The organism is Sphaerotilus mobilis, assembly GCF_004216565.1.
In the GTDB taxonomy this organism is placed as follows: Bacteria; Pseudomonadota; Gammaproteobacteria; order Burkholderiales; family Burkholderiaceae_C; genus Sphaerotilus; species Sphaerotilus mobilis.
In genome coordinates this window covers 97342-122946 of the sequence record NZ_SGWV01000011.1, presented here as the reverse complement: position 1 = coordinate 122946, position 25605 = coordinate 97342, and the positions used below count along the sequence as shown (strand labels likewise).

General features: G+C 69.4%; 28 protein-coding genes and 1 tRNA gene. 8 read left to right on the top strand and 21 right to left on the bottom strand.

Going from position 1 to position 25605, the window contains the following annotated elements; translation table 11 throughout:
- Positions 1-8 precede the first annotated feature (8 nt).
- Positions 9-470: a group II truncated hemoglobin gene (locus EV685_RS15810; protein WP_130483017.1), complete on the top strand. Its 462-nt coding sequence runs from the start codon at positions 9-11 to the stop codon at positions 468-470.
- A 59-nt stretch (positions 471-529) separates the two neighbouring features.
- Here EV685_RS15810 and EV685_RS15805 read toward each other — a convergent pair whose 3' ends face one another.
- Both EV685_RS15805 and radC read right to left on the bottom strand, forming a co-directional pair.
- Positions 530-1207: a Smr/MutS family protein gene (locus EV685_RS15805; protein ID WP_130483016.1), complete on the bottom strand. Its 678-nt coding sequence runs from the start codon at positions 1205-1207 to the stop codon at positions 530-532.
- Between the two features lie 50 nt (positions 1208-1257).
- Positions 1258-1926: a RadC family protein gene (gene radC, locus EV685_RS15800; protein WP_130483015.1), complete on the bottom strand. Its 669-nt coding sequence runs from the start codon at positions 1924-1926 to the stop codon at positions 1258-1260.
- A 74-nt stretch (positions 1927-2000) separates the two neighbouring features.
- On the opposite strand from radC, the gene EV685_RS15795 reads away from it, so the two are divergent.
- From EV685_RS15795 to EV685_RS15780, 4 genes are all read left to right on the top strand, one after another.
- Positions 2001-2453, top strand: a complete 453-nt coding sequence (locus tag EV685_RS15795; protein WP_130483014.1) for an FKBP-type peptidyl-prolyl cis-trans isomerase — start codon at positions 2001-2003, stop codon at positions 2451-2453.
- A complete protein-coding gene (gene ispH / locus EV685_RS15790; RefSeq protein WP_130483013.1) occupies positions 2453-3457 on the top strand; it encodes a 4-hydroxy-3-methylbut-2-enyl diphosphate reductase in 1005 nt (334 codons plus the stop codon). Before EV685_RS15795 ends, ispH begins: the two co-directional genes overlap by 1 nt.
- 112 nt (positions 3458-3569) lie before the next feature.
- Positions 3570-4868: a serine--tRNA ligase gene (gene serS, locus EV685_RS15785; RefSeq protein ID WP_130483012.1), complete on the top strand. Its 1299-nt coding sequence runs from the start codon at positions 3570-3572 to the stop codon at positions 4866-4868.
- Positions 4869-4996: 128 nt separating this feature from the next.
- Positions 4997-5087, top strand: a tRNA-Ser gene (locus EV685_RS15780).
- 133 nt (positions 5088-5220) lie between these two features.
- On the opposite strand, the gene katG is transcribed toward EV685_RS15780, so the two are convergent.
- The 4 genes from katG to EV685_RS15760 form a co-directional block, all read right to left on the bottom strand.
- Positions 5221-7437 carry a catalase/peroxidase HPI gene (katG, locus tag EV685_RS15775; RefSeq protein WP_130483011.1) on the bottom strand — a complete coding sequence of 739 codons (2217 nt, stop codon included), beginning with the start codon at positions 7435-7437 and terminating at the stop codon, positions 5221-5223.
- A gap of 229 nt (positions 7438-7666) precedes the next feature.
- A complete protein-coding gene (locus EV685_RS15770; RefSeq protein ID WP_130483010.1) occupies positions 7667-8023 on the bottom strand; it encodes an FKBP-type peptidyl-prolyl cis-trans isomerase in 357 nt (118 codons plus the stop codon).
- Between the two features lie 91 nt (positions 8024-8114).
- Positions 8115-9023 (bottom strand): tRNA glutamyl-Q(34) synthetase GluQRS, encoded by a 909-nt coding sequence (gluQRS, locus tag EV685_RS15765; protein WP_130483370.1) that lies wholly within the window; start codon positions 9021-9023, stop codon positions 8115-8117.
- Between the two features lie 2 nt (positions 9024-9025).
- Positions 9026-10003: a LysR family transcriptional regulator gene (locus EV685_RS15760; RefSeq protein WP_242615650.1), complete on the bottom strand. Its 978-nt coding sequence runs from the start codon at positions 10001-10003 to the stop codon at positions 9026-9028.
- 189 nt (positions 10004-10192) lie between these two features.
- On the opposite strand from EV685_RS15760, the gene EV685_RS15755 reads away from it, so the two are divergent.
- Both EV685_RS15755 and EV685_RS15750 read left to right on the top strand, forming a co-directional pair.
- Entirely contained in the window at positions 10193-10909 is a 717-nt protein-coding gene (locus EV685_RS15755) for a pirin family protein (protein WP_130483008.1), read from the top strand.
- A gap of 51 nt (positions 10910-10960) precedes the next feature.
- Entirely contained in the window at positions 10961-11683 is a 723-nt protein-coding gene (locus EV685_RS15750) for a DUF599 domain-containing protein (RefSeq protein WP_130483007.1), read from the top strand.
- A gap of 21 nt (positions 11684-11704) precedes the next feature.
- Here EV685_RS15750 and EV685_RS15745 read toward each other — a convergent pair whose 3' ends face one another.
- The 6 genes from EV685_RS15745 to rpsP form a co-directional block, all read right to left on the bottom strand.
- On the bottom strand, positions 11705-12694 hold the full coding sequence (locus tag EV685_RS15745) for a CobD/CbiB family protein (RefSeq protein WP_130483006.1): 990 nt from the start codon (positions 12692-12694) through the stop codon (positions 11705-11707).
- A gap of 32 nt (positions 12695-12726) precedes the next feature.
- Entirely contained in the window at positions 12727-13434 is a 708-nt protein-coding gene (locus EV685_RS15740; protein WP_130483005.1) for an NUDIX hydrolase, read from the bottom strand.
- Positions 13435-13553: 119 nt separating this feature from the next.
- Positions 13554-13907, bottom strand: coding sequence for a 50S ribosomal protein L19 (gene rplS / locus EV685_RS15735; RefSeq protein ID WP_130483004.1), 354 nt, complete (start codon positions 13905-13907; stop codon positions 13554-13556).
- A gap of 133 nt (positions 13908-14040) precedes the next feature.
- Entirely contained in the window at positions 14041-14790 is a 750-nt protein-coding gene (gene trmD / locus EV685_RS15730) for a tRNA (guanosine(37)-N1)-methyltransferase TrmD (RefSeq protein WP_130483003.1), read from the bottom strand.
- A gap of 43 nt (positions 14791-14833) precedes the next feature.
- Positions 14834-15418 (bottom strand): ribosome maturation factor RimM, encoded by a 585-nt coding sequence (rimM, locus tag EV685_RS15725; protein WP_130483002.1) that lies wholly within the window; start codon positions 15416-15418, stop codon positions 14834-14836.
- Positions 15419-15472: 54 nt separating this feature from the next.
- The gene (gene rpsP / locus EV685_RS15720) at positions 15473-15733 is read right to left on the bottom strand and encodes a 30S ribosomal protein S16 (protein ID WP_130483001.1); all 261 of its coding nucleotides are present in this window, start codon (positions 15731-15733) and stop codon (positions 15473-15475) included.
- A 312-nt stretch (positions 15734-16045) separates the two neighbouring features.
- On the opposite strand from rpsP, the gene EV685_RS15715 reads away from it, so the two are divergent.
- Positions 16046-16510, top strand: coding sequence for an NINE protein (locus tag EV685_RS15715; RefSeq protein WP_130483000.1), 465 nt, complete (start codon positions 16046-16048; stop codon positions 16508-16510).
- A 31-nt stretch (positions 16511-16541) separates the two neighbouring features.
- Here EV685_RS15715 and EV685_RS15710 read toward each other — a convergent pair whose 3' ends face one another.
- From EV685_RS15710 to murJ, 9 genes are all read right to left on the bottom strand, one after another.
- Positions 16542-17552, bottom strand: a complete 1011-nt coding sequence (locus EV685_RS15710; protein ID WP_130482999.1) for an inorganic phosphate transporter — start codon at positions 17550-17552, stop codon at positions 16542-16544.
- Between the two features lie 13 nt (positions 17553-17565).
- Positions 17566-18213: a DUF47 domain-containing protein gene (locus EV685_RS15705; RefSeq protein ID WP_130482998.1), complete on the bottom strand. Its 648-nt coding sequence runs from the start codon at positions 18211-18213 to the stop codon at positions 17566-17568.
- Between the two features lie 210 nt (positions 18214-18423).
- Entirely contained in the window at positions 18424-18921 is a 498-nt protein-coding gene (gene folK, locus EV685_RS15700; protein ID WP_130482997.1) for a 2-amino-4-hydroxy-6-hydroxymethyldihydropteridine diphosphokinase, read from the bottom strand.
- A gap of 13 nt (positions 18922-18934) precedes the next feature.
- The gene (pcnB, locus tag EV685_RS15695; RefSeq protein WP_130482996.1) at positions 18935-20479 is read right to left on the bottom strand and encodes a polynucleotide adenylyltransferase PcnB; all 1545 of its coding nucleotides are present in this window, start codon (positions 20477-20479) and stop codon (positions 18935-18937) included.
- Positions 20476-21189 carry an HAD family hydrolase gene (locus EV685_RS15690; RefSeq protein ID WP_130482995.1) on the bottom strand — a complete coding sequence of 238 codons (714 nt, stop codon included), beginning with the start codon at positions 21187-21189 and terminating at the stop codon, positions 20476-20478. Before EV685_RS15690 ends, pcnB begins: the two co-directional genes overlap by 4 nt.
- Positions 21186-21890, bottom strand: a complete 705-nt coding sequence (locus EV685_RS15685; RefSeq protein WP_242615624.1) for an HdaA/DnaA family protein — start codon at positions 21888-21890, stop codon at positions 21186-21188. Before EV685_RS15685 ends, EV685_RS15690 begins: the two co-directional genes overlap by 4 nt.
- Positions 21891-21924: 34 nt before the next feature.
- Positions 21925-22986, bottom strand: a complete 1062-nt coding sequence (locus EV685_RS15680; protein WP_130482994.1) for an AI-2E family transporter — start codon at positions 22984-22986, stop codon at positions 21925-21927.
- 78 nt (positions 22987-23064) lie between these two features.
- Positions 23065-23946, bottom strand: coding sequence for a SirB1 family protein (locus EV685_RS15675; RefSeq protein WP_130482993.1), 882 nt, complete (start codon positions 23944-23946; stop codon positions 23065-23067).
- Between the two features lie 46 nt (positions 23947-23992).
- Positions 23993-25555, bottom strand: a complete 1563-nt coding sequence (gene murJ, locus EV685_RS15670) for a murein biosynthesis integral membrane protein MurJ (RefSeq protein WP_130482992.1) — start codon at positions 25553-25555, stop codon at positions 23993-23995.
- Between the last annotated feature and the right edge of the window lie 50 nt (positions 25556-25605).

Genomic DNA, 25605 nt, shown 5'->3' with positions numbered 1-25605 from the left:
CCGCACCGATGAACGACGACGACACGAACCCCAACCCCAACCCCAACACCAACACGGACACGACGGACACGAGCACCGACAAGTCCAAGCCCGCCACCGCCTTCGAATGGGTCGGCGGCGAGGCCCAGGTTCGCGCCCTGGTCGACCGCTTCTACGACCTGATGGACCTGGAGCCCGGCTACCGCGAACTGCGCGCGGTGCACGGCAGCACGCTGGACGTCGCGCGCGACAAGCTGTTCATGTTCCTGTGCGGCTGGCTGGGTGGCCCGCAACACTACGTCGAACGTTACGGCCACCCGCGCCTGCGGGCCCGCCACCTGCCCTTCCCCATCGGCATCCGTGAACGCGACCAGTGGCTGGCCTGCATGCACCAGGCGATGACCGAGACGGCCCTGGACCCGACCCTGATCGCCCGGCTGGACGAGAGCTTCTTCAACACGGCGGACTGGATGCGGAACAAGGGCGGCTGAAGCCGGGGACGTGGACGCCTGGGAAGAGGGCGCCTGGGAAGAGAACGCCTGCCGCCGCGTCAACCGGACGCCCGCTCACCCCGCGCCGCCTCGGCCCGCCGCCGCTGCTGGCGCTGGGCGCGCCCCAGCGATCCGGCCAGCAGCACGATCAACGCGCCGGCCCCGCCGTCCGGTCCACGGGCCTGCGTGAAGGCCAGCACCTCCTGGCGCTGCACCAGCCAGCTGCGCACCTTGCCCTTGAGCACCGGCTCGCGCCCCGGTGAGCCCAGTCCCTTGCCATGGACCACGCGAACGCAGCGCCAGCCGCGCTTGCCGGCGTCGGCCAGGAACTGCGCCAGCGCCTCGCGGGCGTGGTCGCGCGTCAGGCCATGCAGGTCGATCTGGCCCTGCACCGTCCAGCGGCCCAGCCGCAGCTTCTTGAGCACGTCCGGCCCGAGCTCCAGACGTCGGAACGACAGCTGGTCGTCGGTCTCCATCAGCGTCTCGGGGTCGAACTCGTCGGACAGCGAGGCCTTCAGCACCAGCCGGTCGTCGCGCTCGCGCTGCAGTGGCTCGGGTGCCGGGCGCGGCCGCGCCAGGTCCGCCAGCCCGGTCGGCGGCATGGGTGTGACCGTGCCCAGCGTCTCGCGCAGCGTGTGCAGGAACAGCGCCTGCTCGCGGCGGCGGGCTTCCTCTTGCTGGCGGGCGAGTTCGGCGGCGCGCTCTTCGGCCTCGCGGCGCGCCTGGGCCTCTTTCATCAGGGCCTTCAGGTCGGCCAGATCGCACCAGCCCCGGCCCCCCTGACGGCTCACAGCAAGCCCCGCTCGGCGAAGCTCGTGACCTGTCGGCCACCGACGATCAGGTGGTCCAGCACGCGCACGTCGACCAGCGCCAGCGCATCGATCAGACGGCGCGTCAGCACCTCGTCGGCCGTCGAGGGCTCGCAGCGACCGGACGGGTGGTTGTGCGCCAGGATCACCGCCGACGCGTTCAGTGCGAGCGAGCGCCGGGCCACCTCGCGCGGATAGACGCTGGCCTGCGAGACGCTGCCGCGGAACATCGGCTCATAGGCCAGCAGGCGATGGCCGATGTCGAGGAACATCACGCCGAAGACCTCATGGTCGAGGTGGCCCAGATGCAGGCGCAGGAAGTCACGGACCTTGTCAGGACTGTCGAACACCGGTTCGCTGACCAGGTCGGCACGCATGGCCCGACGCGCAAGCTCCAGCACCGCCTGCAGCTCCGCCCGCTTGGCCGGGCCCAGGCCCTTGACGCCCTTGAGCGCCACGCTGTCGGTGCCCAGCAGGCCGGCCAGTCCGCCGAACCGTGTCATCAGCTCGTGGGACCACTCCAGCACGCCCTTGCCCGGCAGGCCGGTGCGCAGCAGCAGGGCCAGCAACTCCGTGTCGCCCAGAGCAGCGGGGCCGAAGGCCAGGAGCTTTTCGCGCGGTCGCAGCGCGGCGGGCAGGTCTTTCATCGGGGCTTCCAGTCCGTCGGCGCGGGCGGCGCACCTAAAATCACGGTCAGTCTACCGAACACAGGAACACACGCGTGCCTCAGGTCCAACCGGGTTCTTTCCTGACCCTGCATTACCGTCTGGCCGGCCCCGACGGCGCCGACATCGTCAACACCTTCGACGAAAAGCCCGCGACGCTGTCGCTCGGCACCGGCGAGCTGGCGCCCGCCATCGAGGCCCAGCTCCTCGGTCTGGAAGAAGGCACCCACACCACGCTGACGCTGGCCCCGGGCATCGCCTTCGGCCAGCGCAACCCCGAGCTGCTGCAGCGGGTCAAGCTGGCCATGCTGCGCGAGCTGGGTGACCCGGACGCCGAGTACCACGTCGGCGACGTCGTCCAGTTCCCCACGCCGGATGGTCAAGGCAGTTACGCCGGCGTGGTGCGCGAGGTCAGCCCGCCCGAGGACGACTGGGCCCTGTTCGACTTCAACCATCCGCTGGCCGGCCAGGCCGTGACCTTCGAGGTCCGGCTGATCGGGGTGCTGTGATGACCGCGCCGGCCTCGCCCGTCCAGACCGTCGCGCTGCAGGAGGTCGTGCTGGCGCAGCCGCGCGGCTTCTGTGCCGGCGTCGACCGTGCCATCGAGATCGTCGAGCGCGCCCTGACCCGCTTCGGCGCGCCGATCTACGTGCGCCACGAGATCGTGCACAACACCTACGTCGTCGCCGACCTGAAGGCCAAGGGCGCCATCTTCATCGAGGATCTGGCCGATGTGCCGGCCGGCGCCACGCTGGTCTTCAGCGCCCATGGCGTCAGCCAGGCCGTGCGGCAGGAAGCGGCGCAACGCGGCTTCCAGATCTTCGACGCCACCTGCCCGCTGGTGACCAAAGTCCACGTCGAGGTCGCCAAGCTGCGCCGCGAGGGCTACGAATTCATCATGATCGGCCACAAGGGCCACCCCGAGGTCGAAGGCACGATGGGCCAGCTCGACGACGGCATCTACCTGGTCGAGGACGTCGAGGACGTCGCGCGTGTCCAGGTGCGACAGCCCGAACGGCTGGCGGTGGTGACACAAACCACGCTGAGCGTGGACGACGCCTCCAGCATCCTGGCCGCCGTCAAGGCCCGCTTCCCGCTGGTGCGCGAGCCCAAGAAGCAGGACATCTGCTACGCCACCCAGAACCGGCAGGACGCGGTCAAGCTGATGACCTCCGAGGTCGACGTGCTGATCGTCGTCGGCAGCCCGACCAGTTCGAACAGCAACCGCCTGCGCGAGGTCGCCGAGCGGCGCGAGACCGCCGCCTACATGGTCGACAACGCCAGCGAGCTCAAGGCTGAATGGTTCGAGGGCCGCCAGCGCGTCGGCCTGACCGCCGGTGCCTCGGCGCCCGAGCTGCTGGTGCAGCAGGTGATCGAGCGCCTGCGCGCGCTCGGTGCCACCAGCGTGCGCACCATGCCCGGCGTCGAGGAGACGATCGAGTTCCCGCTGCCGCTGGGCCTGGGCGACCGGTCGATGGCCGAGGCCGCCGCTGCCGCATCGTCCCGATCCTGACGCTGCACCGCACCCGCCTGTCCTCGCCTGCGGCCGCAACGGCCGATCCCCGACACGACGGCACGCGACGCCACGACGGCGCGCGTGCCGTGCCGATCCAGAAAGACCTCCCATGCTCGACATCACCCTGCTGCGCCGCGACCTCGACGCCGTGCTCGAACGCCTGGCCACGCGCAAGAACCCGCAACCTTTCCTAGACGCCGAGCGCTTCCGCGCGCTCGAGGGCGAACGCAAGACCATCCAGACCCGCACCGAGGAGCTACAGGCCCGCCGCAACGCGCTGAGCAAGCAGATCGGTGCCCTCAAGGGCAAGGGCGGCGACGCCAGCGCGCTGATGGCCGAGGTCGGCGGCCTGGCCGACGAGCTCAAGACCGGCGCCGAGCGGCTTGACCAGATCCAGGCCGAGCTGTCGGACATGCTGATGCACGTGCCCAACCTGCCGCAAGCCGGCGTGCCGATCGGTCATGACGAGGCCGCCAACCAGGAGGTTCGACGCATCGGCACGCCGCGCGCCTTCGACTTCGCGGTCAAGGACCACGTCGACCTGGGCGCGCCACTGGGCCTGGACTTCGAGACCGGCACCAAGCTGGCCGGCTCGCGCTTCTCGTTCCTCAAAGGCCCGGTCGCGCGGCTGCACCGCGCGCTCGCGCAGTTCATGCTGGACGTGCAATCGGGCCGACACGGCTACACCGAGTGCTACACGCCCTACATCGTCAACCGCGAGGTGCTCGAAGGCACCGGCCAGCTGCCCAAGTTCAAGGAAGACATGTTCTGGGTCTCGCGCGGCGGTGACGAAAGCCAGCCCGAGCAGTACCTGATCTCGACCTCGGAGATCTCGCTGACCAACAGCGTGCGCGAGCAGGTCCTGGCGGCCGACATGTTGCCGATCAAGCTGACCGCCCACAGCCCCTGCTTCCGCTCGGAAGCCGGCTCGGCCGGCCGCGACACCCGCGGCATGATCCGCCAGCACCAGTTCGACAAGGTCGAGATGGTCCAGATCACCACCGCCGAACAGAGCGACGCCGCGCTCGAAGAGATGGTCGGCCACGCCGAGGCCATCCTGCAGGCGCTGGAGCTGCCCTACCGCGTCATGCTGCTGTCGACCGGCGACATGGGCTTCGGCGCGGCCCGCACCTACGACCTCGAGGTCTGGCTGCCGGCCCAGGACACCTACCGCGAGATCAGTTCGTGCAGCAACTGCGAGGCCTTCCAGGCCCGCCGCATGCAGACCCGCTACAAGAACGCGCAGGGCAAGAACGAGTTCGTGCACACCCTCAATGGCTCGGGCCTGGCGGTCGGCCGCGCCCTCGTGGCCGTGCTGGAGAACCACCAGAACGCCGACGGCAGCATCACCATCCCGGCCGCCCTGCGCCCCTACCTCGGCGGCCTGGAGCGCCTCGCCGCCGCCTGAACCCGGCGCCGGAGCGGTTGATCGACGCCGAATTCGTCGTCTATACTCCGGCCTCTTTGCGGTAGAGACCCGCCGCAAGGGGACGATCGAAGCCCTGCCCCGCAGGACAACGATCGGCGCAGACACCAGGAGAGGTGGCAGAGTGGTCGAATGCGCCGGACTCGAAATCCGGTATACGGTACCCCCGTATCGAGGGTTCGAATCCCTCCTTCTCCGCCAAGATGAAGCCCAAGTGATTGATTCACTTGGGCTTTTTTCTTGGGCGTTGTTCTTGGGCACTCCTCCAGCTGGCTGGCACGGCCGTGCCGGGTCCGGCGGTCACCGTTCCCTGGTCGACGCTGCGGGTGGCCGTTCAATCAACGGCAGACCCTTGCCCTAACCCCAGATCAAACCGATCCAGCGCCATGACCTTCCCCCAGGCCGCCACGAAGTCGCTGACGAACTTGGTGTGGTTGTCGTCACTGGCGTAGACCTCGGCCAGGGCGCGCAGCTCCGAATTCGAGCCGAAGACCAGGTCGACGCGGGTCGCCGTCCAGCGCGGGGTGCCGCTGCTGCGGTCCACGCCTTCGTAGAGGCCGACCTCGGCCGTCGGGCGCCAGGCGGTGGCGGGGTCGAGCAGGTGGACGAAGAAGTCGTTGGTCAAGGTGCCCGGCCGGGTCGTCAGCACGCCGTGGCGGGAGGCGCCGGTGTTGGCGTCGAGCGCACGCAGGCCGCCGACCAGCACGGTCATCTCGGGTGCGCTCAGCGTCAGCAGCTGGGCGCGGTCGAGCAGGTGGTGTTCGGCGACGGCGGCGAGGTCGGCACTGGCGTGGTTGCGGAAGCCGTCGGCCTGCGGTTCCAGCACGGCGAAGGAGGCGGCGTCGGTCTGCTCGGGCGTGGCGTCGGTGCGGCCCGGCGTGAAGGGAACCGTCACGGCGTGACCGGCGCGGCGTGCGGCGTCCTCGATGGCTGCGGCGCCGCCCAGCACGATCAGATCGGCCAGAGAGACCCGCTTGCCGCCGCTCGCAGCGCCGTCGAACGTGGCCTTGACCTGGCCAAGGTGCGTCAGCACCTGCGCGAGTTCAACCGGGTCGTTGACGGCCCAGTCCTTCTGCGGCGCCAGCCGGATGCGCGCGCCGTTCGCCCCGCCGCGCTTGTCCGATCCGCGGAAGGTCGAGGCACTGGCCCACGCCGCGCGCACCAGCGCCGACACGCCCAGGCCGGTCGCCAGGATGTCGCGCTTGAGGGCCTCGACGTCGGCGGCATCGACCTGTGCATGGTCGACCGGCGGCACCGGGTCCTGCCAGATCAGCACCTCGGCCGGCACGTCCGGGCCGAGGTAGCGGGCGCGCGGGCCCATGTCGCGGTGGGTGAGCTTGAACCAGGCGCGGGCGAAAGCATCGGCGAAGGCCTGCGGGTCCTGGTGGAAGCGGCGCGAGATCGGCTCGTAGACCGGGTCGAAGCGCAGCGACAGGTCGGCCGTGGTCATCATCGGACGGTGCCGGAGCGAGGGGTCATGGGCATCGCGGATCAGGTGTTCCTCGCGCACGTCCTTGGCCAGCCATTGCCAGGCGCCGGCGGGGCTCTTCACCAGTTCCCACTCATAGCCGAACAGCATGTCGAAATAACCCGAATCCCAGCGCGTCGGGTTGGGCTTCCAGGCGCCCTCGATGCCGCTGGTGGTGGTGTGCAGGCCCTTGCCGGTGCCGTAGGCGTTCCTCCAGCCGAGGCCCATTTCCTCGATCGGCGCGCCTTCGGGCTCAGGGCCGACCAGCTTGGCGTCGCCCGCGCCGTGGGCCTTGCCAAAGGTGTGGCCGCCGGCCACCAGCGCAACGGTTTCTTCGTCGTTCATCGCCATGCGGGCGAAGGTCTCGCGCACATCGCGGCCGGATGCGAGCGGGTCAGGCCGGCCGTTCGGGCCTTCCGGGTTCACGTAGATCAGGCCCATCTGGACGGCGCCCAACGGGTTTTCGAGCTGGCGCTCGCCGCTGTGGCGCTGGTCGCCCATCCATTCGGCCTCGCGGCCCCAGTAGATGTCTTCCTCGGGCGCCCAGATGTCGGGCCGGCCACCGGCGAAGCCGAAGGTCTTGAAACCCATCGATTCGAGCGCGACGTTGCCGGCCAAGATCATCAGGTCGGCCCAGGAGAGCTTGTTGCCGTACTTCTGCTTGATCGGCCAGAGCAGCCGGCGTGCCTTGTCGAGGTTGCCGTTGTCGGGCCAGCTGTTGAGCGGCGCGAAGCGCTGGCTGCCATTGCCGGCGCCGCCACGGCCGTCGCTGATGCGGTAGGTGCCGGCGCTGTGCCAGGCCATGCGGATGAACAGGCCGCCGTAGTGGCCCCAGTCGGCCGGCCACCAGTCCTGCGAGTCGGTCATCAGGGCGGTCAGGTCACGCTTGACGGCGGCGAGGTCGAGCGTGCGGAAGGCTGCGGCGTAGTCGAAGCCGGCGTCCATTGGATTGGCCGAGGTCGGGTGCTGGCGCAGGATCCTCAGGTTCAGGCCTTGCGGCCACCAATCGCGATTGGACTGGGCACCGGCGCTGGTGCGGGCGCCGTGCGCGGCGGCAAAGGGGCATTTGGAAGCGTCGGTCATGGCGAACTCCTGGGCGGTGGTGACATCAGGCGACCAGCTTAGTTCGATCTCGGCTATCAAGTCATTCTCATAATTGATCGAGACTATAGAAGCGACGCCTTTGCCGCCGACCACCGCTCAGCGTGCCGCCAACAAAAAGGCCCGATGGCGGTGTCGCCATCGGGCCTTCAAACATGCGGCGGGTCGGGATCAGGGGCCGACCCGGCTGGCGGGCCGCAGCCCGCAGCGATCAGCCGCCCAGGTACTCGACCTCGAACACCAGCGTGGCGTTCGGCGGGATCACGCCACCGGCGCCACGGGCGCCATAGCCCAGCTCGGCGGGGATCTGCAGCACACGGGTGCCGCCCACCTGCATGCCGGCGACGCCTTCGTCCCAGCCACGGATCACCATGCCGGCGCCGAGGTTGAAGCGGAAGGGCTGGCCGCGGTCCTTGCTGGAGTCGAACTTGCGGCCACGGCCGTCGGCCTTGGTCGGGTCGTGCAGCCAGCCGGTGTAGTGCACGGTCACTTGCTGACCGGCGGTCGCGGTGCTGCCGCTGCCGACGACGGTGTCTTCGTACTGCAGGCCACTGGCGGTGGTGATCATGGGGCGCCCTTCATCGCTGAAAAAAGAGGGCGCGATGATGCCACCGTGCCCGGCTGTAACTCGCCGCCGGACGACATCGGATGCGCAAGTTTCAGTCGGGCCAGCGCCGGGCACGCCAAGCCGCGCACGCAGCGGCGAGCGTGTCGCCCAGGCTCGCCGATGGCGCGAGGTCCAGTTGAAGGCCCAGCACGCCCGCCGCAGCGCGCAATGCCTGCGCAGGGTCGGCAAGATCCAGCGCGGCCGCGCCGTTCTGCTTGGACAGCTTGGCGCCGTCGGCCGCCAGCACCAGCGGCGTGTGCAGGTAGCGCGGCGTGGCCAGGCCCAACGCACGCTGCAGCAGGATCTGGCGGGCGGTGTTGTCGGCCAGATCCTCGCCCCGCACGACGTCGGTGATGCCCTGCTCGGCGTCGTCGACCACGACCGCCAGCTGGTAGGCCCACAGCCCGTCGGCACGGCGCAGCACGACGTCGCCCACGGTGGCCTGGACATCCTGCCGTTGCGGGCCGAGCCGGCGGTCGGTCCAGTCGACCGCCTCGGCGCCAGCGGCCCGGCCGGTGTGCAGACGCCAGGCTCGCTCCGGACGCCCCGCCAGACCGCCGCGTTCCGGCCGGCAGGTGCCGGGATAGGGACGATCGCCGTGTCGAGCATGAACCCAGCCGGCCTGCGCAGCCGCCTGTTCGATGTCCTTGCGGGTGCAGGCGCAGGGATAGGCAAGACCGTTGTCGACGAGGCGCTCCAGGGCTGCTGCATAGGCCAGGTCGCGCCGCGATTGCCACCAGGGCGGCTCGTCGCTGACCAGGCCACAGCTGGCCAGCTGGCGCAGGATCTCGTCGGCCGCTGCGGGGCTGCAGCGTGGCAGGTCGACGTCCTCGATGCGGACCAGCCAGACGCCGCCGCGAGTGCGAACGTCCAACCAGGAAGCCAGCGCGGCGACCAGCGAGCCGGCGTGCAGGGGCCCGGTCGGCGACGGCGCAAAACGGCCGCGCACCTGACCCGCCAGGCTCACAGGACCAGGCCGGCGTGCTGTTCGAGCAGCGCCTTGCGCGTCGCCGGTCGTTCGAGCTGGGCCAGCCACCAGGACAGGCCGCGGCCCTGGGCGGCGCTGCGCCGCCAGGCGTAGTGCAGCTGGATCTCGCGGGTGCTCTCCTCGGTCTGCAGCACGACCAGCCGGCCGGCCTCGGCATGGCGGCGCACGAGGTTCTCGGGCAGGCGGCCACAACCCAGGCCGCGCAGCTGGGCCTCGACCTTGGCGGCCAGCGAAGGCACGGTCAGCACGTCCTGCCCGGCCTGCACACCGACGGTGACCGGCTCGAAGCGCTGGGCGGTGTCGGCGATGGCGACGATGCGGTGGCGGGCGATGGTTTCGGAGCTGATCGGCTGCGTCTCGCGCGCCAGCGGGTGATGCGGCGCGACGGCCAGCACCATGTGCAGATCCCCGAGCGAGGCGGTCTGGATGTCGTCCAGCGCCGTGGCCTTGGGCGCGACGCCGATGGCGAGGTCGACCTGGCCGGTCACCAGCGCCTCCCAGGTCCCGGCCAGCACCTCGCTGCGCAGCTTCATGCGGGTGGGTGGACAGGTCGACAGCGGCGAGGCGCCGGCGCCGGCCTGCGTGCCCACACGTTCGGGCACGGCATCGCGGATCGGCTCGATGGTCTGGGCGTAGAAGGCGTCGATCAGGTCGAACAGTGCGGCCGGCGCGATGATGTTGTCGACCGCGATGGCCAGCTCGGCCTCCCAGCCGGTGGCCACGCGCTGAACCCGGTTGGCGACCGCGTCGATCTGCTGCAGCAGGCGGCGGCCTTCGCGCAGCAGCTCGTGGCCGGCGGGGGTGAGCTGGGCCTGGCGCGAGCGGCGATCGAACAGCAGCGCGTCGAGCGCTTCTTCGAGCTGGCGCACGCTGTAGGTCAGTGCCGACGGCACCTTGCCGAGTTCCCGGGCGGCGGCGGCAAAGCTGCCGGTGCGCGCGATGGTGTCCATCATCTCGAGGGCTTCGGGCGTCAGGGCCAAGCGGCGTTGGGGCGCGGTCACGGTGATGGCGTTGGGGTCTGGTCGGGCGGAAGGACGGGTGCTGAAGGGGCTCCCTTCAAGCCGCTTGAATGATGCCATCACGCCCGTTCAGACCTGAGCGCGGCCCGCCTTGTCATGATCGACGCCTCACTGGAGAGCCCCATGTTCGCCCTGCATCGATCCGAACAACGTGGCCTGGCCGACCACGGCTGGCTGCGCAGCCAGCACAGCTTCTCGTTTGCCGACTACTTCGACCCGGCCCGCATGGGCTGGGGCAACCTGCGCGTCATCAACGAGGACCGCATCGCCCCGGGCACCGGCTTCGGCACCCACGGCCACCGGGACATGGAGATCGTCAGCTACGTGCTGTCGGGCGAGCTGGCGCACAAGGACAGCATGGGCAACGGCGCCTCGATCCGCCCGGGCGAGGTCCAGCGCATGACCGCTGGCACGGGAGTGCGCCACAGCGAGTTCAACCACGCGCATCAGGCGTGCACGCACTTCCTGCAGATCTGGCTGCTGCCGGACCGGCCCAACCATGCGCCGGGCTACGAGCAACGCGACTTCCCAGTCGAGCAGCGACGCGGCCACCTGCGCCTGGCTGCCGCGCCGGCTGACAGTGCCGACGCGGCCGGCGACGGCGTCATCAGCCTGCACGCCGATGCGCGGCTGTGGATCGGCCTGTTCGACGGTGACGAGACGGCCGAACTTGCGCTCGATCCGGCCCGCAAGGGCTACGTCTTCCTGGCACGCGGCGAGATCGAGGTGAGCGGCCACTCGCTGCGCGCGGGCGATGCGCTGGCGATCGATGGTGAAACCGCGCTGCAACTCTCCGGCGGCCATGACGCGGAAGTGCTCGTGTTCGACCTCGCGCCCTGAGCGCGACAGGCAGGCACGGGTCTGGCGCATGGCCCTTGCTAGAGTGAGCGCATGCCCCACGCTGCCGACTTCCTTGCCCTCTTGCCGCTGACCGACTGGTTGGCGCTTGCCTGGTTCTTCGCCTGCTGGCTCGGATACGTGCAGTTCGCGCGTCGCCGGGCCCAGATCGACGGCTCGCTCCTGGCTGCCTCCGATGCGTTCCGGCATCGCTGGATGTACCAGACCGCCGTGCGCGAGAACCGCGTCTTCGATGGCGTGGTGCTGCAGAACCTGTCGAGCTCGCCGGCCTTCTTCGCGTCAACAACGATCTTCATCATCGGCGGCCTGATCGCGGCGCTGGGCACCTCCGACAAGGCCAGCGACCTGGTGCGCGAGCTGCCGTTTGCGGCACGCACGACCGCGCTGGTGTTCGAGCTCAAGCTGTTGCTGCTGACGGGCATCTTCGTCAGCGCCTTCTTTCGCTTCACCTGGTCGATGCGGCAATACGGCTTCGTCGCGCTGGTGATCGCCGCCGCGGCCGACCGCGATCTCTACCTGGCCGATGACGCCCGGCGCAAGCAGTTCGCCGACCGCGCCGGACGCATCGTCGCGTTGGCGGCGGAGACCTTCAACAACGGCCTGCGGGCGATCTACCTGAGCTTCGCGGCGGTGCTGTGGTTCGTCTCGCCGCTGGCGTTTGCGCTGGGCAGCGCAACGGTGATCTGGGTGCTCTACCAGCGCGAGTTCCACTCCGACATCCGCGCCCTGCTGAAGGACGCCGCACAAGCGCCTTGAGCCGTTGCGCAGCCGGCTGGGTCAGCCCAGCAGGTTGGCCAGCGACATCAGCGCCAGCAGCAGCATCCACAACACGACCGAGCGCCAGACCAGGCCGACGACCGAGCGCAGGTGCGGGAACTGCGGCGTCGCGCCGGGCGTGCTGCCTTCGGCGATGACCTGTTCGGCGCCCGCCTCGAGCGTGCGAGCGGTCTCGGCCGTCTGTCCCCCGGTGCCGGGTGCCGGCCCACCCAGCGACAAGCCGACCGCGCCAGCGGCGGCGGCCAGCAGCACACCATCGTTGCCCTGCTGCCAGAGGCGGGCATGGCGGCGCCAACAATCGACGGCGTCCTCGAAGTTGCCGACCACCGCAAAACCCGCAGCGGTCAAGCGGGTCGGCACATGGTCGATGACCGCGAACGCCTGTTGCGAACGCAGCGCCAAGCGCTCGTTGGTCGGCGCGCCGAGCACGCGGCTCTTGTAGGCCCAGTAGCGCGCGCAGAAGGCCGACATCCGATAGAGCACCGCGCCCATCGGCCCCAGCCCCAGGGCCGAACCGAGCACGAACCAGAAGAACACGCCGAAGACATGGCGGTGGGCCGCGATCAGCGCATGTTCGATGACGTGGCGCAGCAGCTCGGTGCGTGGCAGCTCGCTGGCATCGAGGTGTCGCCACGCCTGCAGCAGCTCACGCGCGCGGTCTTCCTGGCCAGCCTCGAGGGCGTCGCGGATGTCGGTGAAGTAGTGGCTGAACTGGCGGAAGCCCAGTGTCAGATAGAGCACCAGCAGGTCCCAGGCCAGCGCAAGCAGCAGGCTGAATTCCGAGAGGCCCCAATGCACCAGGAAGACCAGCAAGGCGGGCACGGAAACCGTCACGGCCCAGACGACCCAGGCGTGGTGTTCACGGCCAGCATCGAAGTTGCGACCGGTCCAGCGTGACCAGGCCACCAGACCTTCATGGACCGGATTGCCCTGTGGCAACGGTCGCAGTTGTTCGATCACGAGGGCGAGCAGGACCGAGAGGAAACTCATCCGGCAATGATACCGGCGGCCTCCGGCAGGTCTCAGGCCGACAACAGGTGGTAGAGGTTGCGGAGCATGGCTGCGGTCGCACCCCAGATGAAGTACTCGCGCACCTCGCCCTGGGCATCCCGCCCTTGCCACGGCATGGACAGGAACTGGCGCGACAGGCCATCAGCCTCATGGCGATGACGGCGGTGATGGGCCGGCGTCATCAGGAAGGCCAGCGGCACCTCGAAGGCCTCCGCCACTTCCTGCGGGTCGATCTGCAAGGTGAAGGTCGGTCGCACCAGCGCGATCACCGGCGTGACGATGAAGGACGTGACCGTGCGGTAGACCGGCATGCGGCCGATCACCTCGATGTGTCGCGCTTGCAGGCCGACTTCTTCTTCGGCTTCACGCAAAGCGGTCTCGACGGCATCGCGCTCGCCGGGCTCGGTGCGGCCACCGGGGAAGCTGATCTGGCCGGCGTGGTCCTTGAGGTGATCGGTGCGACGCGTCAGGAGCACATGCAGGCCGTCGTCACGCTCGACCAGCGCGACCAGCACGGCGGCATGGGCAGGTTCGCGCGTCAGGCCGATGCGGGCTGCATCGCCGGCGAAGGCGGGGGTCCAAGCCGGCGGGGAAGCAAGGCGACGGCGCAGCGCATCGGCGCTGAGGCGGTCTGCAGGAACCGGCGGCAGGTGGTCGTCATGGCCGATGACGGGAATGCCGCGCGGGTCGCGGATCAGTCCGGGGGGCTGGGAAGACATCCGGGAAGCTTAGGCCAGATGTGACAAGACCGCCCGTGGGCGGTCTTGGAGGGGGTCGATGCCACGTGAGCATGGCACGTGCACATCGCACGCCGACCCACGGGCCGGCGTGGGCGGCATCAGGCCAGCTTTTCCTTGATGCGTGCCGACTTGCCGCTGCGCTGGCGCAGGTAGTACAGCTTGGCGCGACGGACGTCACCGCGGCGCTTCACTTCGATCGAGGCGATCAGCGGGCTGTAGAGCTGGAAGGTCCGCTCGACGCCTTCACCGCTCGACACCTTGCGGACGATGAAGTTGCTGTTCAGGCCACGGTTGCGGCGGCCGATCACGACACCTTCGTAGGCCTGCAGGCGCTTGCGCGTGCCTTCGACGACGTTGACGCTGACGATCACCGTGTCGCCCGGGGCGAAGTCGGGGATGTTCTTGTTCAGGCGAGCAATCTCTTCTTGCTCAAGTTGTTGGATCAGATCCATGGGTTCACTCCAGAAGATCATGCCGACACAAGGGGCCGCAGCGTGCCGGCCCACACTTTCGGAACCGGCCCACCTTCGAGCGGCGCGTCCCGGAATCGGGACGGAAAGCTCGGCAGAGGATCAAAGCCAAAAATTATAACCCGTTCTCGCGCAACCAGCGCTCATCCGCCGCACTCAAGCCGCCAGCGGCCCGCGCGGCGGTGATCAGGTCGGGGCGACGGCGCGCGGTGACCAGCAGCTGCTGCTCCCGCCGCCAACGGGCGATGCGGCCGTGGTGGCCCGACATCAGCACCTCGGGCACGGCATCCGCGGCGGCCGCGCCCAGCTTCTCGGGACGGCTGTAGTGCGGGCAGTCGAGCAAGCCGTCGGAGAAGCTGTCCTGCTGGTGCGAGGCGGCGTCGTTGAGGACGCCCGGCTGCAGCCGCGTGACGGCATCCAGCAAGGCCAGTGCCGGCAGTTCGCCACCCGACAGCACGAAGTCACCGAGGCTGATCTCTTCGTCGACGTGGCGTTCGATGAAGCGGTGATCGATGCCTTCGTAGCGACCGCAGAGCAGCACCGCGCCCGGCCCTTCGGCCAGCTCGCGCACACGGGCCTGCGTCATCGGCGCGCCAGCCGGGCTGAAGTGGATGACGGGCAGACGCTCGGCCTGGTCGACGCGGACGGCCGCGAGCGCGCGCTCCAGCGGCTCGACCAACATCACCATGCCAGGTCCACCACCGTAGGGCCGGTCATCGACGCGCCGGTAGTTGTCCTCGGCAAAGTCGCGCAATGGCCACAGCCGCACGTCGACCTGACGGCTCTCGTAGGCGCGACGCGTCACGCCGCTGTGCAGGAAGGGCTCGAAAAGTTCGGGGAACAGCGTCAGGACGTCGAAGCGCATGGCGGTGGATGTGGCGCCTTGAGGCGGCGTCACGCGTCCTGCGTCAGTAGTCCAGGCCCCAGTCGACCACGATGCGCCTGTTGGCGATCTCGACGGCATCGACATAGGCGGCCACGAAGGGAATCAGGCGCTCGCCGTCGACCGGCTCGCCCTTCTCGTCGATGGACGGGTAGCGCAGCCGCAGCACGCTGTGCGGACCGGTGTCGAGCAGGTCGGCGACGGTGCCGAGCGACTCGCCCTGGCGGTTCACGACGTCCAGGCCGATCAGGTCGATCCAGTAGTACTCGCCCTCGCGGGCGGCGGGAAAGCTCGAACGCGAGACGAAGATGCGCGCCCCCTTGAGGGCTTCGGCCGCGCTGCGGTCGGGCACTTCCTGTGCGCTGGCGACCACGCCTTCGCCGTGCTCGCGGGCCTGCGTGATCTTCAGCAGGCGGGGCAGCGGCGGGCCATCGCGGCGGGCCGGCTTGCCTTCGGGCGGTTCGAGGAACCAGCGGCGCGAGGCAAACACCGCCTCCGGATCCGCTGCATAAGTCTGGACGCGGAAAGCGCCCTTGATGCCCCAGGCATCAATCACCCGGGCGACCTCGATGAGGTCGTCCGGGCGGGTGCTGTCGTCGTCCTGCGTCACGGGTTCAGCAAGGCTGGCGTGCAACGGCTCAGGACAGCGGCGACAGCGGACCGATCAGGCCGCCGGAGCGGCCTTGGCCTTGGCTTCCTTGACCAGGCGGGCAACCGTGGGCGACAGCTGAGCGCCGTGGGCCACCCAGTGGTCGACACGGTCCAGCGCCACGCGCAGGGCCTCGGTGCCTTCGGGGGCGACCGGGTTGTAGAAACCCACGCGCTCCAGGAAGCGGCCGTCACGGCGGTTGGCGCTGTTGGCGGCGACGAGGTTGTAGAACGGGCGACGCTTGGAGCCGCCGCGAGAGAGTCGAATCACGACCATGGTGTAGTCCAGACTGTCAGTGACCGGCTGCAGGCTTCGGAGCGACAAGGGCTGCACAGGCAGCCTGCAGGGTCTACATGGGGTGATCCGCTCGACCGGGAGACACGCGGGCCAGCAGATCATCGATCGGGCTCGGCGGGCGGTTACCCGTCGCGCGTCACCCGTGCGTTCGTGCGTCTCGTTTCCGGCCCCGTCAGATACGTGCTGCGTGGACCATGTCTGCACGACACGAACCGATCAGCCGTCACCGGAAAACCCAAGATTATAAACTGACGGACCTTCTGCTGGAACCACCGAGCCGTGCATCCGACCATGATCCCCACCAAGTCCAAGACCCTTGCCACCTGGATTGCCCTCATCGGTGGCCCGCTCGGGCTGCACCGCTTCTACCTCGGCAGCCTGCGCGACAGCTGGGGCTGGGTCCACGCCCTGCTGACGTTCCTGGGCGTGCTGGGCGTGCAGCGTGTGATGGAACTCGGTCAGGATGACCGCCTCGCCTGGGTGCTGATGCCGCTGGGCGGTCTGTCGCTGGTGGTGGCGATGGGCACCGCGATCTTCCACGGCCTGCGCGCCGACGAGGCCTGGAACGCGACCTACAACGCCGACGCGGGAAGCAGCCGCCCCACCGGCTGGCTGGCGGTGATGGGCGTCGTTGCTGCGCTGCTGATCGGCGCGACCGCCATGCTGTCGGTGATCAGCTTCAGCCTGCAGCGCTACTTCGAACTGGAGCGCGAGGCGACCCGCGCCACCGAGCAGGCCACCGCCGACCTCCAGTGAGGCGGCAGGAGGCTCGGCGGGCTGGGCCTACTCAGAAGAACTTGAAGCTGACGAGGTAGGCGCCGGCCGCCACCGCCGCCGAGGCGGGGATGGTGAAGATCCAGGCCCAGACGATGTTGCCGGCCACGCCCCAGCGCACCGCCGAGGCGCGTTGTGTCGAGCCGACACCGACGATGGCGCCGGTGATCGTGTGGGTGGTCGACACCGGCACGCCCATCGCGGTGGCGATGAACAGCGTCATCGCGCCGCCCGTCTCGGCACAGAAACCGCCGACCGGCTTGAGCTTGGTGATCTTCTGGCCCATGGTCTTGACGATGCGCCAGCCGCCAAACATGGTGCCCGCGCCGATCGCGAGATAACACGACCAGATCACCCAGGACGGCGGCATCGCGTCGCTCGCCGACGCATAACCGGTCGCCAGCAGCAGCATCCAGATGATGCCGATGGTCTTCTGCGCATCGTTGCCACCGTGACCCAGGCTGTACAGGCCGGCCGAGACCAGCTGCAGCCGGCGAAACCACTTGTCGATGCGTTTGGGCGGCATGCGCCTGAAGATCCACGACACCGCCACCATCAGCAGCGAGCCGAGCAGGAAGCCAAGCGTGGGCGAGACGAAGATGAACAGCACCGTCTTCCAGATGCCCGCACCGATCAACGCCGTCGCGCCCGCCTTGGCGATCACGGCGCCGACGATGCCGCCGATCAGCGCGTGCGACGAGCTCGACGGGATGCCGTACCACCAGGTCACGATGTTCCAGACGATCGCACCGACCAGCGCGCCGAAGACCACGTGCTGGTCAACGATGCCCGGTTCGACGATGCCCTTGCCGACGGTCGCCGCGACCTTGAGCTGGAACACCATGATCGCCATGACGTTGAAGAAGGCCGCGAACAGCACCGCCTGCTGGGGCTTGAGCACCCCCGTGGACACGACGGTGGCGATCGAGTTCGCCGCGTCGTGGAAGCCGTTCATGAAGTCGAACGCGATGGCCAGCAGCACCAGCATCGCGACGACCCAGAACCCGGTCTGGACAGCATCCATGGCGTGCCGCCGCTCAGGAGTTCTCGAGGACGATGCCCTCGATCAGGTTGGCGACGTCCTCGCACTTGTCGGAGATCGATTCGAGCTGCTCGTAGATCGCCTTGAGCTTGATCAGCTCGCGGATGTCCTGCTCCTCGCGGAACAGCTTGGACATGGCCGCGCGCATCACCCGGTCGGCGTCCGACTCCAGGCGGTCGATCTCTTCGCAGGTCTTGATCGTGGCCTCGGCCACGCCGTTCTTGGAGAGCTGCGGCAGCAGGCTGACCGCATGGGCGACGCGCTCGCAGCACTTGGCCGAGATGTCGCCCAGGCGGATCACTTCCTCGGTGATGCGGCGCACGTCATAGAGCGACAACGTCTCGGTCGTGTCCTGCAGCAGGTCGAGGATGTCGTCCATCGTGTTGATCAGCGTGTGGATCTGCTCGCGGTCGATCGGCGTGATGAAGGTCTTGTGCAGCAGCCGGTTGACCTCGGCCGTGATCTTGTCGGCCGCATGCTCGGCACCGTCGACCTCGGCGGCAAACTTCTCGCGCAGGATCGGGTCGGCGTAGTCGTTGAGCATGGCCTGGAAGGAGCGGGCGCCCGAGACGATGGCCCGGCCGTGCTCGTTGAACATCTCGAAGAAATTGCCCTCTCGGGGCAGCAATTTGCCGAACAGCATGGACGCTCCGTGGTTCCGGCCCGTGCTGTCCGGCTCCGACGGGTTGTCGGTGGAAACAGTCACGAACGAGTCATATTTCTGGCGGGCGGGAGTGTATCCGGCCCCTGTCGGCAGGCAGAAACAATCCAGCCTCAGGGCAGCATGACAAACGCGTGACGAAAAGGCGTGACGGAAAGAAGGCGGTCGCGGGACCCGCGCCGCCGGACGGCCTCAGGCCAAGCGCTCGATCGCCTGGTTGGCCACCGCGTCGAGGTGGTCCCGCGCGCGACCCAGGCCCGGCAGGACGAGATCCGGCGCCAGGTCCAGCAGCGGCCTGAGCACGAAGGCCCGCAGGTGCAGGCGCGGGTGCGGCACGGTCAGCACGGCATCGTCGATGACACGGTCGCCCCACAGCAGCAGGTCGAGGTCGAGCGTGCGCGGCGCGTTGCGGTAGGGGCGCTCGCGGCCGTGTCGCGCCTCGATCGCCTGCAGCGCGGCCAGCAGGTGCCAGGGCGCGCGGGCGTCGTCGTCGCGCACGTCCAGCGCGACGACCGAGTTCAGGTATTCGGGTCCGGACGAGTCGATCGGCGCGCTGCGATAGCGCGCCGACTCGCCGATCCAGCGGCAGCCGGGCTGTTCGCGCAAGGCCGCGCAAGCGGCATCGAGCGTGGCGTGCAGGTCACCCAGGTTGGCACCCAGGGCGACGTGGCAGCGCACGGTCGTGTCCATCCGCGCCAGGGACTCAGGCGTCCGGTCCGGCGTCGCTCGCGGTCGACACGCCTTCGCCGGACGCTCCTGCGCCATTGGACTTGCGGCGGCGACGGCGCTTGCGGGCCGGCGCGCCAGCGGCCGCAGGGCTGGCCGAGCCTCCGGCAGCCACGGCGCCGCTGCGGCGGGCCTGGTCTTCCTGGCGGGCCTGGTCGAGCAACTCGCCGCGCTCGGCGTCATCGGCCAGCGAGTAGTCCTCCCACCAGCCGGCCAGCGCGTCGTCGACCTCGCCGGCATCGGCCCGCAGGCGCAGGAAGTCGAAGCCGGCGCGGAAGCGCGGCTGGGCGATCAGGCCGGCGGCGGTCGACGGCGTGCGGCGCTCGAAGCGCGGCTGCATCAGCCAGATCTCGCGCATGTCGGCGGCCAGCTTGCCGCGCCCGGAGATGTCGCCGATGCGGGCATCGAAGACCGCGTCGATGGCCTGCTGCAGCGCCGGCAGCGGCCCTTCGCCACGATGGCGCAACGCGTCGGCGCGCTTGACCACCTCATGCCACAGCATGCAGGCCAGCATGAAACTGGGCGCCACCGGCTTGCCCTCGCCGACCCGGCGGTCGGTGTCGGACAGGGCCATGTGGATGAACTTCTCGTGGCCGTCGTGGCGGTGTGCGTCATCGAGCACCGCATCGAGGATCGGGAAGACGCCGCGATGCAGTCCCTGCTTGCGCAGCTCTTCCAGACTGGCCAGCGCGTGGCCGGTCTGCAGCAGCTTGATCATCTCGTCGAACAAGCGCGACGCCGGCACGTTGGCCAGCAGGTCGGCCATGCGCAGGATGGGCGTGCGGGTGGCCGGCTCGATCTCGAAGCCCAGCTTGGCGGCAAAACGCACCACACGCACGATGCGCACCGGGTCCTCGCGGTAGCGTGTCTCCGGGTCGCCGATCATGCGCAGCACGCGGCGACGGGCGTCGGCGATGCCGTCGTGGTAGTCGACCACCACCTCGCGGCGCGGGTCGTAATACAGCGCGTTGACGGTGAAGTCGCGCCGCGCAGCGTCTTCGGTCTGCGAGCCCCAGACGTTGTCGCGCAGCACCCGCCCGCTGGCGTCAACCGCGTGACTGCGCCCTTGCAGTTCGGCGCGCGAGGTCTTCTCGTTGCCTTCGACCGCCTCGGACGCGTTGGCTTCGACCAGGGCGCGGAAGGTCGAGACCTCGATCACCTCGTGCTCACGGCCGCGGCCATGCACCACATGCACGATGCGAAAGCGCCGGCCGATGATGAAGGCGCGCTTGAACTGCGACTTGACCTGTTCGGGCGTGGCGTTGGTGGCGACGTCGAAGTCCTTGGGCCGATGCCCCAGCAGCAGGTCGCGCACCGCACCGCCGACGATGTAGGCCTCGTAGCCGGCGTCCTGCAGCGTCGTCACGACCTTGACGGCCCGGGCGTCGATCAGGCTCGGGTCGATCTGGTGCTCGGCACGGCCGACCTCCGTGCGCTGGCCCGCCGGGACGGCCGCCGCAGCCGGGCGCTGCTGCTCGCGTTCGCTCTTGCCGAGCAGCTTCTGGATGAGGTTCTTGATCATGGAAAGAGCCGCAGGATGCGCCAGCCGCGTTCGACGGCGATGGCTTCGAGCGCGGGACTCGGGTTGGTGGCCACCGCTTCGGTGGCGATCTCGAGCAGCGCGAGGTCGTTGGGTGAGTCGCTGTAGACGCTGACGCTGGCGAATTCCCCGAGCGTCAGGCCCTGCGAGGCGAGCCAGTCATGCACACGCACGACCTTGCCCTCTCGGAAGGTGGGTGTACCACGGATGCAGCCGAGCCAATCGCCCGAGCTGCTGCGCTCCAGATCGACCGCCAGCAGGTGATCGACGCCAAAGGCGCGTGCGATCGGCGTCGTCACGAAGGCATTGGTCGCGGTGACGATGGCCACCAGGTCACCGCGCTGCTGGTGGAACTGCACCAGCTCGCGCGCGGCCGGCCGGATCTGCGGCGTGATGACCTCGGCCATGTAGCGCGCATGGGCCGCCTCGGCCTCGGCCAGCGGGCGGTGGCGCCAGGCCGACGTGGCGAAGTCGATGTAGGCCGGCAGGTCCAGCGTGCCGGCCTGGTACTGGGCAAAGAAGGCGTCGTTGCGGCGCTTGAACTCGTCGCCGTCGGTCCAGCCGATGGCGACCATGAACTCGCCAAAGGCGTGGTCCGAGTCGATCGGCAACAACGTGCCGTCAAGGTCGAAGAGGCAGAGGTGGCGGCGCCCGTCCGGGGTCGGCGCTGCGTCGGTCGTGGCTGGGGTCAAGCGGTCTCCGGTTCATTCAGGACCTGACGCAGCAGCGGCAGCGTGACCGCGCGCTGGGTCGACAGGGCGTGGCGGTCGATGCGGTCAAGCAGGTGCATCAGGTGGCTCAGGTCGCGCGCACAGCGCTTGAGCAGGTAGTCGATCACGTCGTCGTTGAGCAGCACGCCGCGCCGGTCGCCCTCGCGGCGCAGCAGCGCGCGGACCTGTTCCTCGCTGGGCGGCACCAGCTCGTAGACGAGGCCCCAGCCCAGGCGGGTGCGCAGGTCCTCGCGCAAGGTCAGGTCGACCGGCGGCAAGCGGCCGGCGGCCAGCACCGGCACGCCGTAGGTGCTGGCCTGGACGAACAGCGCGAAGGCGGCACGCTGACGTTCGGCGTCGTAGCGGTCGCAGTCGTCGAGCAGCAGCAGGCCGCATTGCTCGTCGAACTCCCAGGGCAGCGGCGACAGCAGGTCGTGCGCCGAGACGCTCAGGCCCTGCTCCTGAGCCAGCGACGCTGCTGCGCGCAGCAGGTGGCTCTTGCCGCAGCCGGCCGGCCCCCACAGGTACAAGGGCGTGGCTGGCTGCGGCGTCAGCAAGGCGGCCTGGACCTGCGGCCACTGGGTGTTGGCGCCCGGCACGAAGGTGTCGAGCCGCCAAGCGGGCTCCGGCACCAGGGCCAGCGGCACCTGGCGCATCGGGAGGGTGGATCGCGGATCGATCATGAGCAGGAGCAGGAAGACGCGGGCATCGGTCGCGTCAGCGCAGGTAGAGCGGGCTGGCCAGGTAGGCGACACGCGCCCGCCGCAAGGCCACCAACGTCAAGGCGCCCGCCGGCAGCGCGATCAGCACGCCCACGAAGCCGAACAGATGTCCGAAGGCCAGCAGCGCAAAGATGACCGCGATCGGGTGCAGGCCGATGCGTTCGCCGACCAGCCGCGGCGTCAGCACGAAGCTCTCGAGCAACTGGCCGATGCCGTAGATCAGCAGCACCGCCATCAGGCCGTAGAGGTTGGCGAACTGCAGCAAGGCCGCCAGCGTGGCCAGCAGCGCCCCCAGACCGAAGCCGAGGTAGGGCACGAAGATGCCCAGCCCGGTGAAGACGCCGATCGGCAAGGCCAGGTCGAAACCGGCAAGCGCCAGCGCCACGGTGTAGTAGGCCGCCAGCACGGCCATCACCAGCATCTGGCCGCGCAGGTACTGGCCCAGGACCTCGTCGCATTCGCTCAGGAAACCCTGGACCCGATCCTGCTGGCGCAGCGGCACCAGCTCGCGCAGCCAGGCGATCAGGCGCGGCCAGTCCAGCAGCAGGTAGAACAGCACGACCGGCAGCAGGACCAGATTGCCCAGCAGGGCCAGCACGAAGCTGCCACCGATGCGCGCCGAGCTGATCAAGGTGGCCAGGCTGTCGTCGACGTTGGCATTGAGGTACTTGACGACGAAGGCCTTGACGCTGGCGATGTCCAGGCTGACCTGGATGCCCCAGCCGCGCAGCAGCGGCACCACGCTCTCGTTGATGCGTGCGGCCAGCAGCGGGATCTGCTCGCGCAGCAGCGGCAGCTCGCGCGACAGGATGGGCACGATCAGCAGCAGCACGCCGGTCACCAGCGCCAGGGCGATCAGCTCGACGACGATCACCGACAGCAGGCGCGGCCAGCGCCGTCGGGTCAGGCGCTCGACCGCTGGCGCCAGCGCGTAGGCCAGCACCGACGCGGTCACGAAGGGCATCAGCACCGGCGCCAGCAGCCACACGAAGCCCAGGCAGCCCAGCGCCAGGCCGAGCCAGGCCAGTGCCAGACGTTGAGCGGGGTGGAGGTTCATGTCGGTGCGATCACGCCAGCCGCAACGCGGCAAAAACCCGCGATTCTAGGAAAAGCGCACGCAAGGCAGCGCGCCGCCTCAATGCCAGCGCGGCGGGCCGGATTCGCGCAGCGCCTCCAGCTGCGCCTGCACATGGGCCCGGTCGCGGCCACCGCGCTGGTGGCGCAGATAGCAGCTCAGGTCCTCGATGGCAGCGGCGTTCTGGCCCAGCCGGGCCAGCGTCTGGCCGCGCTCGCGCCGCCAGCTCCAGTCATCGGGCAGCAGGGTCACGAGGCGCTGCTGGACCTGCAGCAGGCGCGACCAGTCCTCGGCGGTGCGGTGCAGCGCTTCGAGGTTGCGCAACATGCGCGAGACGATCTCGCGCGGCTCGGTCGGCTCGATGAACGGCGCCAGCCAGTCGGCCGGCAGGCCCCCACCCTCCATGCCCCAGTCGCGGTGTTCGCGGCTGCGTTGCGCATAGGGTTCGACCAGCGATTCCAGCTCCTGGCGCGACAGCGACTGGCCGTTCAGCGGGTCGATCAGCGCATCGCCCAACGGCAGCCGCAGGCGGATCAGGAAGTGGCCCGGGAAGGACACGCCACGCGCGTCCAGGCCGATCTGGCCGGCCAGCTCCAGGTAGATCACCGCCAATGAGATCGGGATGCCGCGGCGCGTGCGCAGCACCTCGTGCAGAAAGCTGTTGGCCGGGCTGTAGAAGTCGTTGACGTTGCCGGCCAGGCCCATTTCGACATAGAGGTACTGGTGCAGCGCGCGGACCCGTTCCAGCGGCTCGGCGCTGGCCGACAAGCGCTTGCGGGCGGCTTGCGCGTGGGCATCCAGCGTCGCCAGCACGGCCTGGGTGTCCAGCGCCGGGTCATCGTCCTGAGCCAGCGACACGGCGGCTTCGGTCAGCGCGAACTGGTCGTCGTCCGCCACCAGCGAGGCGAAGTAGTCGAGGGGCGTGGGCGCGGTCCAGAGCATGCAAACAGTGTATCGATCACGCCTCTCGGCTGGGTTCCCGTGTGGATCAGGCGCGCCGCGCGAACTGCTTCAGGTCGACGCCAGCCAGCCGCAGCACGCCAAAGTAGACCAGCGCGGCCGACCCCAGCACACCGGCCAGCAGGGCGACGCGCAGGCCGGGCGTCGCGCCCAGCCCGACCCAGTCCCAGCGCCGTGCGGCGGCCAGCAGCAAGGCCGTCATCGCCATGCAACCCGCCAGCACCTGCAGCGAGAAGCCGCGCCAGCCGGCCGAGGGCACGTAGCTGCCGCGCCGGCGCAGGCCGATCAGCAGCCAGGTCGCGTTGACCATCGCCGCCAGGCCGATCGACAGGGCCAGCCCGGCATGGCCAAGCAGCGGCACAAGCGCGAGGTTGAACAACTGCGTCAGCGCCAGCACCGTGATGGCGATGCGAACCGGCGTGCGGATGTCCTGACGGGCATAGAAACCCGGCGCCAGCACCTTGATGGCAATCAGGCCGAGCAGGCCGACGCCGTATCCCATCAGGGCGATCACGGTCTGGCGCACGTCGACGGGCTGGAACTGGCCGTAGTGATACAGCACCGTCACCAGCGGCTCGGCGAACACCAGCAGCGCCAGCGCGCAGGGCAGCGCCAGCATCACCACCAGGCGCAGACCCCAGTCGAGCAGGGCCGAATAGCGTTCGGTCTCGCCCCCGGCCTGGGCGGCCGACAGCTGCGGCAGCAGCACGACGCCGAGTGCGACACCCAGCAGGGCGGTCGGGAACTCCATCAGCCGGTCGGCATAGGTCAGCCAGGACACCGAACCAGCCTGCAGGTGCGAAGCGATCTGGGTGTTGACCAGCAAGGACAGCTGCGCGACCGACACGCCCAGCAGCGCCGGCGCCATCTGCCGCAGGATGCGTCGCACGCCGTCGTGGTGCCAGGCCGCACGCAGGGCAGCCAGGCCGACGCCGATGCGCGGCAACAGGCCGAGCCGGTGCAGCGCCGGCACCTGAATCAGCAGCTGCAGCACCCCACCGACCATCACGCCAACCGCCAACGCCTGGATCGGCGGCCAGCCCGCCCGCCCGAACACCGGCGCGAGCCACCAAGCCGCGCCGATGACGCTGAGGTTGAGCAGCACCGGCGTGGCCGCCGGCACCGCAAACCGCTTCCATGTGTTGAGGATGCCGGCCGACAGCGCCACCAGTGACATGCAGCCGATGTAGGGAAACATCCAGCGCGTCATCACCACCGCCTCGGCCTGTGCGGCATCGGGCAGACCGGCCGCCATCAACCAGACCAGCACTGGCGCGCCCAGCACGCCCAGCGCACACACCCCCACCAGCACCCAGGCCAGCACGGTGGCGACGGCATCGACCAGCGTGTGCGTGGCCGCATCGCCGTGGGTCGCCCGGCTGGCCGCCAGGATGGGCACGAAGGCCTGCGAGAACGCACCTTCGGCAAACAGCCGCCGCAGCAGGTTGGGGATGCGGAAGGCGACCTGGTAGGCGTCGGTCGAGCTGCTGGCCCCGAAGGAAGCGGCGATCAGCTGCTCGCGGACCAGCCCGGTGATGCGCGACAGCAGCGTGAAGGCCGAGACAACGGAGGCGGAGCGCAGCAAGCTCATGGGCGGCAGACAAGGGTCATGTGGAAGCCGCAGCGGCGACCGAGCGCCGG